General features: G+C 56.1%; 13 protein-coding genes. 4 read left to right on the forward strand and 9 right to left on the reverse strand.

Annotated elements, in window-relative coordinates; all coding sequences use genetic code 11:
• Positions 1-6: 6 nt before the first annotated feature.
• The 8 genes from EPN93_14105 to EPN93_14140 are packed head-to-tail and all read right to left on the reverse strand — an operon-like array spanning position 7 to position 8782.
• On the reverse strand, positions 7-1020 hold the full coding sequence (locus EPN93_14105; protein TAL33163.1) for a CoA transferase subunit A: 1014 nt from the start codon (positions 1018-1020) through the stop codon (positions 7-9).
• Positions 1017-2024 (reverse strand): amidohydrolase, encoded by a 1008-nt coding sequence (locus EPN93_14110; protein TAL33164.1) that lies wholly within the window; start codon positions 2022-2024, stop codon positions 1017-1019. Before EPN93_14110 ends, EPN93_14105 begins: the two co-directional genes overlap by 4 nt.
• A 22-nt stretch (positions 2025-2046) precedes the next feature.
• Complete coding sequence (locus tag EPN93_14115) at positions 2047-3447, reverse strand: NADH:flavin oxidoreductase (GenBank protein TAL33165.1); 1401 nt, start codon at positions 3445-3447, stop codon at positions 2047-2049.
• 39 nt (positions 3448-3486) lie between these two features.
• Positions 3487-5049, reverse strand: coding sequence for a long-chain-fatty-acid--CoA ligase (locus EPN93_14120; protein ID TAL33166.1), 1563 nt, complete (start codon positions 5047-5049; stop codon positions 3487-3489).
• Positions 5050-5067: 18 nt separating this feature from the next.
• The gene (locus tag EPN93_14125; GenBank protein ID TAL33167.1) at positions 5068-6294 is read right to left on the reverse strand and encodes an acyl-CoA dehydrogenase; all 1227 of its coding nucleotides are present in this window, start codon (positions 6292-6294) and stop codon (positions 5068-5070) included.
• Between the two features lie 13 nt (positions 6295-6307).
• On the reverse strand, positions 6308-7183 hold the full coding sequence (locus EPN93_14130; GenBank protein TAL33168.1) for an enoyl-CoA hydratase/isomerase family protein: 876 nt from the start codon (positions 7181-7183) through the stop codon (positions 6308-6310).
• Positions 7184-7187: 4 nt separating this feature from the next.
• On the reverse strand, positions 7188-7601 hold the full coding sequence (locus EPN93_14135) for a Zn-ribbon domain-containing OB-fold protein (GenBank protein ID TAL33169.1): 414 nt from the start codon (positions 7599-7601) through the stop codon (positions 7188-7190).
• Between the two features lie 2 nt (positions 7602-7603).
• Complete coding sequence (locus EPN93_14140) at positions 7604-8782, reverse strand: thiolase family protein (GenBank protein TAL33170.1); 1179 nt, start codon at positions 8780-8782, stop codon at positions 7604-7606.
• A 198-nt stretch (positions 8783-8980) separates the two neighbouring features.
• On the opposite strand from EPN93_14140, the gene EPN93_14145 reads away from it, so the two are divergent.
• The 4 genes from EPN93_14145 to EPN93_14160 all read left to right on the forward strand — a co-directional run bounded on the left by EPN93_14145 (position 8981) and on the right by EPN93_14160 (position 11990).
• The gene (locus EPN93_14145) at positions 8981-10018 is read left to right on the forward strand and encodes a MerR family transcriptional regulator (GenBank protein ID TAL33171.1); all 1038 of its coding nucleotides are present in this window, start codon (positions 8981-8983) and stop codon (positions 10016-10018) included.
• Positions 9931-10851, forward strand: a complete 921-nt coding sequence (locus EPN93_14150; GenBank protein TAL33172.1) for a MerR family transcriptional regulator — start codon at positions 9931-9933, stop codon at positions 10849-10851. The genes EPN93_14145 and EPN93_14150 overlap by 88 nt, the downstream gene beginning before the upstream one ends.
• Positions 10852-10936: 85 nt before the next feature.
• Entirely contained in the window at positions 10937-11260 is a 324-nt protein-coding gene (locus tag EPN93_14155) for a cupin domain-containing protein (protein ID TAL33173.1), read from the forward strand.
• A gap of 64 nt (positions 11261-11324) precedes the next feature.
• Entirely contained in the window at positions 11325-11990 is a 666-nt protein-coding gene (locus tag EPN93_14160; GenBank protein TAL33174.1) for a hypothetical protein, read from the forward strand.
• 64 nt (positions 11991-12054) lie between these two features.
• Here EPN93_14160 and EPN93_14165 read toward each other — a convergent pair whose 3' ends face one another.
• The gene (locus EPN93_14165) at positions 12055-12393 is read right to left on the reverse strand and encodes a 4a-hydroxytetrahydrobiopterin dehydratase (protein ID TAL33280.1); all 339 of its coding nucleotides are present in this window, start codon (positions 12391-12393) and stop codon (positions 12055-12057) included.
• Positions 12394-12658: the final 265 nt, after the last annotated feature.

Raw genomic sequence — 12658 nt, forward strand, 5'->3', positions numbered from 1 at the left:
TCTTTCCTATGCTTTATCTATCATATGCTCGATCGCCCGCAGCTTCAGCATTTTATCAATGCCTCCGTTCAAACCGAGGTATCCATTAAAATCAGTTGTTTCCATGATCTGTTCATTAAAGAACTTCCTGAATCCATCGGGATCCTTTTCGATCGTGAGCCATTGTTTGAGATATTCTTCATCGGAGAAATACTCGTAGGGCATATTGCCCGGATAGCTCCCGTAAGGCACCTCGACGACCGCGTCCACGCACCAGAATGGTATGAACGTCTCGTGCGGTTTCCTCCTGATCTCATCATTATGAATGATCCGTTCAGCGGTGAGAATCACACGCTTTGACGCCCTGGCAAGGTCCTGGTCCGATACTGAAGCGCCGAACACCCTCGCGTTGCCGTAGATATCGCATTCATGAACATGAATCGCGGCGAGATCGGGATACAGGGCCGGGTGCGCAACGAGCTTTTTACCGGTAAAGGGACAGAGCACTTCCTTCGAGGCGCTGTACCTGAACGTGTCGGTTCCCATGAGGTTGCGCGCGGGGACGTACGAGAGTCCCATGGCCGCGGCCTTGATCCGCCATGACAGCGTCGCATTGGTCCATTCGGTAAGTTTTATGCTTCCGCTTTCCACCGCCCTGCGAGCGTTAGGCGAAAGGCCACGTGCCTCGAGCCCTATGATGTAGGCCGCGTCGAGCCTGTCGATGCATCCGCCCGCGACGAGTATCTGCATATCGTGGGTGGACGTATGCCCCGCGAACGCCAGGTTCTTTTTCCCCTGCCGGCATATCTCGTGCAGTATCGCCGTGGGAATTCTGTTCGCGCCGAATCCGCCGATAGCGAGATAGTCCCCGTCGTTGAGAAGCGTTTTCACCGCTTCGCGGGCCGTGGTTACCTTGTTCACCATGGCGCGGGATTTGCTTCTGAAAAACTCCCTCGCCGTATCGGGATCGGGATTGGAAAACAGCTCGTTCGATCCGGATTGCAGATTCACATTGTTGCCCTTAATGGCGGTCAGTTTCATTTGATCCGCCGCTTCGTCGTATCGATCCCCATGAGCCGTCCAAGATTTCCGCCGAACATCTTCGCCCTGTCCTCATCCGTGATCGGCTGATATCCATATTCTTCCTGCATGTCCTCAGAAATCTGGAATTCACGCAGGCCCTTTACCGCAGCCATCATCTGGACGCCGAAGCCGGCAAAGTCGGTACCCCACGTTATTTTATCGGATCCCACGAAACGCATCGCCTCTCCAAGAAGACGCGCGAATTTGCGGGGAGCGGTGAGCGCCCAGGGTACCAGCAGGCTCATGCAGATATACACGTTCGGGTGACCCAGCGCGACCATATTGAGCACGTCTGCGTAAGGATATCCCATATGAAACGCGTTGATCTTCAAATCGGGGAAATCCCGTGCCACGTCGTCGAGTTGATCCGGATGGCAGTACTTGCTTTTCCCCGGCGGCACCCATACCATGCCGGTGTGTAAGTCGAGAACGATGCCAAGCTCCTGCGCCTTCTCGTAAAAAGGCCACAGCTCCGGGTCGTTCATATAAGTGTCCTCGGGCGAATAGTACTTGAAGATTTTCGCGCCCTTTTCTTTCACCCAGTACTCCAGCTCCCAGATCGCATTTTTAACTCCCCGCTGCTTGATCGGAGAAATATTGGGCTGATACATGAACCGATCCGGATTCGATTCAACTATCTTCGCCATGTCGCCGTTGGTGCACCACCGGCTTGTGTACCCGGTGGTGTCCATCATTGATTCCGGGAGCAGGCAGGCGATGTCGACGCCGTACTTGTCCATGGCCTTGAGAATAGTCTCCGGCGCAGCGCTCCTCTGCATTTCCCATTCTTCCATACCGGCGGCAGCCTTCCCGAGTAATGAAGGAGTCGTGCCGGTCAACAACGGGCGTTTTATGTTGTCAATGGCCCGCCACCACATCTGCACGCCGGGAAAATGATTAACCGGTCCTATGTCGCCGATAAGGTGACATTCCGGGTCTATCTTGAAATAATTGTCTGTCATGGTAGTTTCTCCTTATAAAGATTTAAATCTGCGGAAGATCCTCCGCCTTCTCCTTGAACTTGGCAATTCTCGACTCGAGCTTTGAACCCTTCATCCACAGATCAGGGAAAAACCGCTCCCTGCCCGCCGTGGGATTCACCGCGCAGTGGAGCCACTTGTTGAAAATGAAGTGCGCGTAGCACTGCTGGCACCGCGTGCATTTGACGATGTCCTTGACCCTGTTTTCTTTCACTTTAACCGGCCAGAAGGGATCGGCGATCGACTGCCGCCCGAGCGATATGATATCCACCGAATCCTCCGTGATCGCCTTGAGCGCCGCATGGGGCGTCACGAAGTTCGGTGCGATCGTCGGGAGTCCCGTCGCCTCCTTGAATCCCTTCGCCCATTTCGAAAAATCGCCCTCTCCGTTATACGCGAACGTGCTGCCGGAGGTCTGATAGCTCCCTTGTGATATATTGATCGCGTTCACGCCGGCGTCCTTACACAGTGCGGCAATCTGACACATCTCCTCATGGGTCGCGCCGCCGGGCTGGAGATCGGCGCCGCTGAGCCGGCACAATACCGGTTTGTCATTGCCGACCCTCTTACGGATTTTTTTGATCATATTGGTCAGGATCCGCGCCCTGTTTTCGACGCTTCCGCCGTAGTCGTCCACGCGCTTGTTCATCATGGGAGACAGGAACTGGTGAATCAGGTAGCCGTGGGGGCTGTGAAGCTCCACCGCGTCGAATCCGAGCTGAAAGGCCGCTTCGGCCTGCGCCGCCATGCGGTCCTCCATTTCCACAATCTCTTCGACGGTTATCTCGCGCGGCGCCTCCCGCCAGATGATATGGTACAGCTCTTCCGAAACCCCCATGACCATCTTTTTCAGGTTCAATTGAACATCGTCCGAAAAATACATTTCATCGGGCATCTTTATCAATTCGGTGAAATCGATGCCGCCCGCGAACGAAGTATCGATCCTTTTCTTAAGCTGGGTCTCCCATCCCTTGTTGCTCATAAGATTTCTAAGATCTATATGCAGGGGAATCGCAGAGGGCGCGGCCGGATACACATGAGGACTGGTTACAGGCGGATGCCCCTGTCTTCCCCATCCCGGACTCAACTGGATGCATATCTTGCACTTGTCATATGTGTGCACCGTCTCTACCACCTTGCTCCAGAATCGATAGAAACGGTAGTCGGTCAACTGCGACACATTCATCGCATCGCCGCCGTACCAGGCATGGGGATTGATGATGACGGCCTCGGTGATGAGGAGACCGAAACCGCCCCGCGCGCGCATTGCGTAATGGGCGAGCACCTGGTCCCCGGGATATCCCAGGGGATCGGTATATCCCATGTTCATGGGAGCCATGGCGATACGGTTTTTCACTTCCATACTCCCGATTTGAATGGGCTCGAAAAGCTTGCTAAAACTCATAGTGTGCGACCTCCTGTTTTTACGTTAGTATGTATCCGTCTAACTGATCGTCCTTTCCCGTCCTTCCCAGAACTTCGCCTTGATATCTTTCTTGATGATCTTCCCGATGATCGTCTTGGGAATCGATTCCCAGAAAGCGACCGCCTTGGGGCACTTGTACCCCGCGAGCGTTTTCTTGCAGTGTTCCATGATCTCCTCCTCCGTAGCCTTCGCTCCTGGTTTGAGAACCACAACCGCCTGAACGATCTCGCCCCACTTCGGATCGGGGGCCGATACGACCGAACACTCAAACACCGCCGGGTGCTGATAGATCACGTTTTCCACCTCGGCCGGGTACACGTTCTCCCCGCCTGAGATGATCATGTCCGCCTTCCGATCCGTCATGTAGAGGTAGCCGTCCCCGTCCATGTAACCGATGTCGCCGGTGTGATACCATCCGTCCACAAGCGCGGAGGCGTTCGCGTCCGGGTTCTTCCAGTATCCCATCATGATATGTTTGCCCTTCGCGCAGATCTCTCCCCGTTCCCCCGGAGGGACGGTTTTATCGTCCGGGTCGACGATCTTTACCCGGGAACAGGGCGACGCCTTTCCGGCGCTCACCAGGTATTTCGATTGGGGACCTTCAAGATGATGGTCCTCCGGCGCCAGCATCGCGATGGCGGCGCCCGCCGTCTCCGTCGCGCCGTAGCCCTGGCAGAACTTGTTCCCGAATTTCTTTATGCACTTTTTAAGCACCTCGGTAGGGAACGGGCTCCCCGCGTAGGAGCACACCCTGAGGCTGGAAAGGTCATACTTGTCGACGTTCGGGTAATCCACCATCCATCCGTAGATCGTGGGGACCAGGTTCATATGCGTGCATTTCTCGTCCTGGATGAGCTGGAAAATCTTGTCGAGGTTGGGCTTCCTGTTTATGCACACCTTGCCGTATACGAAAAATATCGCGAGTATCGGCCACCATGACACGTGAAAGATCGGAAGCACATAACAGGTCGAGTCCTTCCTGGTAAACTCCATGCCGACCGCCGCGGTGATCCCCGCCAACATGCAGCTTCTGTGGCTCAGCATGACCCCCTTGGGAAGCCCGGTCGTTCCGCCCGTGTACATGAGCACCGCCAGATCGTCTTCCTGGACGTTGTACAGATCGGGATCGGGTTCTGCGTCGGAGGATTTTTTGAGAACTTCTTCATAATCAAGAAAGTCCTCCACGGGATTATCCAGGGTGATCCACTGCTTTATCCGGCCGAGCTCCCCCTTCATTTTACCGGCACGCTCCTCGTACTCGTCGCCCACTATAAAAAGGATCGCCTCGCAATGGTTGGCGATATACACCAGCTCCTGGTCTCCAAGCCGGACGTTAATAGGAGTCACCGACATCCCGATCTTCGCCGCGCCGAAATACACCTCGAGATATTTTGCACAATTGTCGGCCATGACGCACAGCCGGTCACCCTTCTTGTAGCCAAGCCTGATCAGGGCATTCGCACAGCGGTTGACCCTGTTATTGAATTCCCTGTAGGTGAGCCGTGTCCCTTCATATACGACTGCTGCAGAATCCGGAAAATACAGTGCCCCGTTTCTGGGAAGATCACCAAGCGTATACATGCCTTTCCTCCTTTTTTGCTATGCCCAGGATTTCGGCAGTCCCTGGAACTGCATGAGCATGTTGCGGCTCATCTCGTTTGATATGGGCGAGAACTGTATCTGGTAGGCGTCGCGCAGGAACATCGACACGGGGTACTCATTGCATATGCCGTAACCCCCGAATATCTCGGAGCCGTACGTGCCCGCGTGGCGCGCCCCTTCCGCGGCGACGAGCTTGGCCATGGTCGCCTCAAGGTGGTACGGTTTCCTGTTATCGCAGAGCCAGGCCGATTTGTAGGTAAGGTTCCTGGAATTTTCCAGGTTGATGAACATATCGGCGAGATAGTTCTGGAGAATCTGGAAGCGGCTGATGGGACCGCCGAACGCGGTGCGCTCCTGCACATACCGCATCGAGGCTTCGTAGATCGCCGCGATTATGCCTACGCCCATCATGGCCACGCCGATCCGTTCCGGATTCAGCACCGTCATGATCTCGTAGAATGCGTTACCGCGCGTACCCAGCATGTTTTCCCTGGGCACCTCGACATTGTCGAAGAATATCTCCACCGATTCGCAGTGATGGCAGCTTATCTTGCCGATCTTGTTGATCGTAATTCCCTTCGACCCGCCCGGCACTATGAACGTCGACCACGATCCGGTTTTCTTCGCGTCCTTCTCCGTTTTGCATATCGTCACGAGCCCATCGGCCACGTGGGCGCCCGTGATGAACACCTTCTGTCCGTTAATCACAAAGCGATCGCTCTTCTCTTCCGCGGTCGTCGAAAGCGCCCCCAGGATGTCGGTGCCTCCCCCGGGCTCCGTGAGGGCCATGCAGGTCTTGTATTTTCCCTGCGCGATAAGAGGGAGGTATTTCTCCTTCTGCTCTTTCGTTCCGAGCTCGCCGATAAAACGGACACCGAAACCGCTCGTGACGCCCACCGCCAGCGCGACCGACATGGATTTTTTGCAAATCTGCTCGAACGCGAGCATGGTTTCAATCTGGCCAAGGCCCTGTCCCCCGTATTCCTCCGGGACCGCGCCGCCGAACAGGCCTATGTCGACGAACTTCTGCCAGAGCTCGTCGGGAGGGAAATCCACATTCTCGTCCATCCACTTGACATACTCCCACGAGAGCTCCTTGTCGCAAAAAGCCTTGAAGGTGTCCTTAATTATGAGTTGCTCTTCCGTTAATCCGAAATCCATGATTGTTCCTCCTGCATTGTTTGCCCGCCCCCTAAATCCCCCGGAGGGGGACTTACCAGACATATCACCGTCGCGACTAAACCCCCCTCTGGGGGGCTTGGGGGGCCTGGGGGGTTTGGGGGGCCTTTACATCTGTCGCGACATTCGCGTCCTTTTGCGCTTTAACCAGGTCCTCGGGCTTTTTCCTGAAGCCATCCATGACCGCCTGGATGTCCGGCGCGTAGACGAGCCACTGGATCGCGTTTCGCTCAAGGGCGAGGGCGGCGTCGATACTGCCGCATTCCAGTGATTTCGCCATGACCTCCTTCCCCATGCGCAAGGCTATCGGTTTCTTCGCGGCAAAGCTTGCGATAACCGATTCGAACTCCCGTTCGAACGAATCGTCGCCGAACACGCGGGTGAGGAACCCCATCTCGTACATTTCACGGGCCGGATAGTCTTTGCGGCCGCTATAGATGACCTCACGCGTGCGGAACCCCGGCATGGAACGGGCGATCCGCACGGTGCCGCCCCAGCCGGGGAGGATGCCCATGTTGATTTCCGTGGTACCGAATTTCGCCGACTCGCAGGCGTAGATGAGATCGCACATGAGCGCGAGCTCAAGTCCCCCCGCCAGGCAGTAGCCCCTGATCTTCGCGACCACCAGCTTCTCGCACTGCTCGATCGCCTTGTTGATATCGTACCCTTCATGGGCGAGCCAGTTGAGCGAGTTCTGGTGCTCCGCGAGCGAGGGGAAGACCGAGAGGTCTCCTCCCGTGCAGAAGGACTTCCCCGCTCCGGCGAGAACCACGACACCGACCGCGCTCTCGTCCCTCACGCGACGAAACGCGTGCAGGAGCTCCTGCGCCATCTCGCGGTTGATGGCATTCCTCTTGTCTTCCCGGTTCAGGATGATATGGCAGACCGCGCCCTTAATCTCATAACGGATCGTGCTATAGGTTTCCATATTCATCCCCTCAGCCCTTCGCCGGCTTGAAATAAGGAAGATGGAAGTCTTCGCGCTGGAAGAAGGTGACCTCGACCTTCATGCCAATCTTAATTTCTTTCGGATCGCACCCGATGATACGCGTCATCATCCGAATCCCTTCGTCCAGGTCCACATACGCGATCGTGTACGGGAGCTCATCCATGAAGCGCGGCTCGACCATGCTGTACGCCGTGGAAAAGGTGTACACGGTCCCCTTTCCGCTCGCCTCGATCCAGTCCAGTTTGTCCGACCAGCATTCGGGACACGCTTTACGGGGATAAAATATTATCGCGTTACAGGCTTTGCAGGTCTGGATAAGCAGTTTCCCCTGCCTGGTCCCTTCCCAGAATCTTGCCGACCAGGGCTGCACCTCCGGCAGCGGTTTTGTCATATCGAAATTCATGGCTATTCCCTCCCCCATATGCTGGCTATGTTATTGAACCCGGACCCGCCCGCCGTGTTCTGATACACGTATGTGCAATTCTTGACCTGTCGCTCTCCAGCCTTGCCCATAAGCTGGCGGGCCGTTTCCACGTATGTTGCCGCGCTCACCCCGGAGCCCGTATGGCCCCGCCCCGGCGCATCGCCTATCGTCGACCAGGGGATGTCCCCGCCGAATGACATGCGCCCCTGGAGAAAATACTTCCCGGCCTGGCCCTTCGGCGCTACTTCAAGAGCCTCTGCCATGATCGGGTGTCCCAGGGGATACGCAAGGTAGCAGTTCCAGATGCTCACCTCTTCCTTTTTGATGCCGGCCTGCGCCATCGCCTCCTTCGCGGTGACCTTGAACCCTTCGGCGACCTTGTCGAAATCGCGCATTACCGGGCTGCCGCTAAAGTACCGCACCGATTCGCCGAGCTTGTAGGCCGCGGGCCGTTTCATTTTTTTCGCGTCCTCGGCCGAAACGACCACCATGGCGCACCCGCCGTCGGCGGTGATATTGCTTTCCCTTTTATGAAGCGGCGTGTTAAGAAGATCCGAAGCCATCACCTTCTCGACCGAGGGCACCTCTTTACCGTAGAAGATCGAGTTGGGATCCCTCGACGCCCAGCTCCGCAGAGCGGTCACGACCGAAGCCATCTCTTCCTCCGTACAACCGTGATCGCGCATGAATCTGTTCGCCATCATGCCCATGATGATGTTATAGGTGGAGCCGTAAGGATATTCCCACTGCAGGTCGACCCCCGCGCGGGCGAAGAAATTCACCACATCCGGTAGCGGTATGGTCGAATGCACCGTAACGTGGGGAATGAGCACCGCGCGCGCGATGCCGCTCTCTATCCACTGTTCCGCCATCCTCAGGCAATTTGACGTGGACGCCCCGCCCGCGTTGATGACCACGCTGTCCCGAACCCCCTTGAGGCCAAGCTCCTCCGGCAGCTTTCCGAACGAAAGCTCGCCGGTAAGGCGCTCCTGGGCCTGCGGGGAGACGATGACCGTTCCTTCGATATCGTTTTTATGAAGACCCGAGTCCTTTACGGCCTGCATGCATACCTCATAGAGAATGTCCCACCGTGTGCGCTCGGGCATGGTGCGCGTGGGGACCTCCCCGATTCCGATAATTGCCAGTTTTCCCTTGCTCATCGCATTGCCTCGCTTGAATAAATAACTTAATTATGCTTGACGATACCGTTTCGTATTGCTATATTCATTTACAATATAGCACTTAATGGTATCGTTTAATAGTGTCAAACAAAAAAATTCACTTTCCTGAAAATAATTAAAAGTATTGAATACCCTGCCATAGGGGCGGCCGGGGGTATTCCCGGCATTTATTATTTTATGTACATATATTTGGCAGACAACTGGGTAGTTACACAACAACCCGGCTGTAAAAAATGGTTGAATCGTTTCAAAATCCCGGGCAGGTGCAGATATACTTGCATTCCGGGGAAGGGGGGTGCATTTTGTGGACGGGCGATTCATCCGTGCATTGCCGGGAATCATGACATGAAAGAAAAAGAACAGATGACCATATCCGAGCTGGAGCGCGTGTCCGGAACGCCCGCCTCAACCATCAGGTTCTATCTTAGAGAGCGGTTGCTGCCGCCCCCCGAGCGCAGGGGAAGAACCAGGGCATTTTATGGAAAAATACACGTGAAAAGGCTTCGCGACATCGGTAAAATGCGCGATTCATCAGGGCTCTCGATAAAGGCAATTCAGGAAAAATTGGCGTCTTCCACCCGGGAAGACGCAGCGCGCGTTGCCGATTCAGACTCGTTCGACAGGGCCGGCGACATCATGAAGGCCGCCATCGCACTGTTCAGGTCGCGGGGGTACGGTAATACCAGCCTGAACGATATCGTGGAAGGGGCGAAGATCAGCAAGGGGACCTTTTATCTGCATTTCAAGGGAAAATCCGATCTATTCATTAAATGCGCCGACATGGTGTTTTATGATATCGACCGGGAATTCAGCGAGCTGCATGACGTTCACGACATCATAGAAAAATTTCGCATGAGGGCGGTACGGTTCATCAGGAAATACCGGCATATGATCGACATGCTCAATATCGCGCGCGGGCTTCTGGGCGCCGCCCCCGCAAAAAACCGCTCGGCGCTTAAAAAGATCATTTCCAATCTCGTGACGCCCCTGATCAGCGACCTGAACGAGGGCGTCGACCGGGGCTTGTTTCGTACGCTGGATATGAATATTTTTGCGCATATGCTGATGGGTGCGGTCGAATACGGCATCTATTATCTCGAGGGCAAGGACGACGCGGCGATCGAGCAATGGATCGACCGCAGCCTTTCATTGATTCTCAACGGCATAAGTCCGCCGCGGTCCGTTCCTTCCGATCCTACCCGGAGACGATCGTGAAATCCACGCGGTACTATAAGATATCGGAGCTTTCGCGGATTTCTTCGGTCCCCATCCCGACCATCCGGTTCTATATCAGGGAAGGACTGCTTGCCCCGGCGATCAAGACCGGCAAGACCGTCGCGTTTTTTCACGACGCCCACCTGGAAAGGCTCGGACGTATTAAAAAATTGCGGAAAGAGGACGGGAAATCGATCGCGCATATTCGTGAAGAGCTCGGCCGAATGCCCGCGCACGAGGAGATGCCGGAAAATGCGGTGATCACCTCCAGCGGCAAGAGGGATGTGATCGTGGCCGCGGCAATCGCGCTTTTTATTAAAAAGGGCCTGAGCGAAACCAGCATCGACGATATCGTGAACGACGCGCGCATCGGCAAGGGAACGTTTTACCGCTATTTCAGGGATAAAACCGAATTGTTCCTCGAATGCGCCGATTCCGTCTTTCATGATCTGTACAGTAACGTTTGGCAGGAAATCAGGCGCGAGCGGGACATTAGAAAACGCATGCGGAAGCGCGCGGAGGCGTTTTTCGATTCGTATCCCCGGTGGATCGATATGATGAACCAGTTGAGGTACGCCTCGGTGAGCGACGACCGTTTTTTCAGGGAAAAATTTCATTCGGTGCTCGACCAGATAGTAGCGCCCATCGCCCGCGACCTCGAAGTCTTGAAAAAGGAAGGCGGCGTCCCGCCGGACCTCGATTGCAGGGAAGCGGCCTACACGCTCATGGGAATGGCCGAGTATTCCGCCGCGCTCATACAGGGCAAGGCTTACAGCGCCGCAGAGGTAGTGCAACTATTCATGGATTTTGCGCTGAACGGTTTGAAAAAATAGGGGCACGCGCCCGAAACGGATGTGATTGACAAACGCGGAAGCGCCGGTATGCTTTGGTCCGGCTGAAAGCAAGGGGAGGATCGCAATGTTCAACCGGGAAGAGGGGGACGGATACAAGACCGCGGCGAAGGGAATCAGGATGAAGACCACGGTGAGCGGCGAGAAGACGCACATGACAAGCTTCATCCTCGAGAAAGGGAATCTCCTTCCCTTTCACAGTCACCCCCACGAGCAGACGGGCTTCCTCGTGTCGGGTCTGATAATGCTTACAATAGGGAAGGAATCCTTCGAGACGCGCCCGGGCGACAGCTGGTGCATACCCTCCGGCGTTGAGCACGGCGCCGAGATCCTGGAGGACTCGGTCGCGATCGAGGTATTCTCACCGCCCCGCGAGGACTACCTGGCCTGAGCACATGCGCGTTTCGCGCGGAATCGGATAACGAAGTACACGCCGCATACATCGGGAGGCCTTCATGTTTATCGGTCACTATGGACTCGCCTATGCCGTAAAGAGCCGGTTCGCCCATATCCCGGTGTGGGCGCTTTTCACCGCGGTCCAGCTCATGGACCTGGCCGCCTTCCTGCTGGTGTTCGCGGGGATCGAAAAGGCGGCATACCGTGCCGACCCGAACCCCTTTTTCAGGAACGAGCTCGTGCTTCCCTGGTCACACTCGCTTTCCGGCGCCGTGCTGCTCTCCGCCGCGGCGTTCGGGGTCTGCGCGGCGGCGCGGAGGCGTTCCTGGGCGGCAGTGATCTTCCTGTGCGTTCTTTCCCACTGGATCATCGATTTCATCGTGCACACCCCCGACCTGAGCATTTTTTTCGGCAGCGTCCCCGTGGGACTGGGGCTCTGGAATTACCCGTACGTCTCGTACGCGGCCGAGATACTCATGCTCGTGGGAGGGTGGATGCTTGTGCGCTACAGGGATATCTATTCCATCCTCACGCTGGTCCTCATGACAGGCAGCCTCACCGGAATGATGTTCGGGAGCGAGCCCGCGGGGATCCGGGATCATCAGTCACTGCGCACCGGCATGGTACTCGCGACGAACGCAGCCTTCATCGCGCTCGCATACCTGGGAGAGAAGAAGCGCCTGAACGCGGTTTCCCGCCGAACCGCCCGCGCGCATGCCGCATAACGACCGCGTGAAACTGCGGTACGTTTCTACAAATAGAAATCCGCGCATCGGCCCCTGCCCGTATTCAACGCACGGGCGCAAGAAGGGCGTCGATTTTCGCGGCGAGTATGAAATCGTTTTCGCTCAATCCGTGGATCTTGTGTGTCAGCAGCGTCACGGACACCTTTCCCCACGAGAGCATGATGTCCGGGTGATGCCCCTCGGCCTCCGCGACGGCGCCTATCCGGTTCACGAAATCGAGCGCCTCCCTGAAGTTCCTGAACTTGAAGTCCCTTGCAAGATGGTGATTGTCGACGACCTTCCATTCCCCCACCTGCCCCACAAGCAATTCTATTTCCTTCGCGTTCATGGGCGGGGTCCCCGCATCGCAGGGCGCGCACTTCCTTTGCGCAAGTTCTTCGATCATTTCTCCGTCTCCTTCTCCCGCCGGGGAATGTAGAGACGCGCGGCCCGTGCGTCTCTACATTCCGCCGTCTCATCCGCCGGACGGCGTCCCGCTATTTCACTTCGACCTCAATGCTGTCCTTCGAACCGCCCATCCTTATACAGTTCAGGAGTCCCCTGGTCTCGGCTTCCTTCCTGCTGATCGCCTCGAACTCGTCCTCCATGATCGTTTTTCCATTAGCTGCGTCCCTGCACGCGACCATATATTTTTTCGGCACCCGCCT

The sequence above is a fragment of the Spirochaetota bacterium genome, assembly GCA_004297825.1.
Lineage (GTDB): Bacteria > Spirochaetota > UBA4802 > UBA4802 > UBA5368 > FW300-bin19.

Coding starts and splice junctions, on each gene's coding strand:
- EPN93_14105 (TAL33163.1), bottom strand. CDS start 1,020: ATGAAACTGACCGCCATTAAGGGCAACAATGTGAATCTGCAATCCGGA.
- EPN93_14110 (TAL33164.1), bottom strand. CDS start 2,024: ATGACAGACAATTATTTCAAGATAGACCCGGAATGTCACCTTATCGGC.
- EPN93_14115 (TAL33165.1), bottom strand. CDS start 3,447: ATGAGTTTTAGCAAGCTTTTCGAGCCCATTCAAATCGGGAGTATGGAA.
- EPN93_14120 (TAL33166.1), bottom strand. CDS start 5,049: ATGTATACGCTTGGTGATCTTCCCAGAAACGGGGCACTGTATTTTCCG.
- EPN93_14125 (TAL33167.1), bottom strand. CDS start 6,294: ATGTCTGGTAAGTCCCCCTCCGGGGGATTTAGGGGGCGGGCAAACAAT.
- EPN93_14130 (TAL33168.1), bottom strand. CDS start 7,183: ATGAATATGGAAACCTATAGCACGATCCGTTATGAGATTAAGGGCGCG.
- EPN93_14135 (TAL33169.1), bottom strand. CDS start 7,601: ATGAATTTCGATATGACAAAACCGCTGCCGGAGGTGCAGCCCTGGTCG.
- EPN93_14140 (TAL33170.1), bottom strand. CDS start 8,782: ATGAGCAAGGGAAAACTGGCAATTATCGGAATCGGGGAGGTCCCCACG.
- EPN93_14145 (TAL33171.1), top strand. CDS start 8,981: ATGTACATATATTTGGCAGACAACTGGGTAGTTACACAACAACCCGGC.
- EPN93_14150 (TAL33172.1), top strand. CDS start 9,931: ATGGATCGACCGCAGCCTTTCATTGATTCTCAACGGCATAAGTCCGCC.
- EPN93_14155 (TAL33173.1), top strand. CDS start 10,937: ATGTTCAACCGGGAAGAGGGGGACGGATACAAGACCGCGGCGAAGGGA.
- EPN93_14160 (TAL33174.1), top strand. CDS start 11,325: ATGTTTATCGGTCACTATGGACTCGCCTATGCCGTAAAGAGCCGGTTC.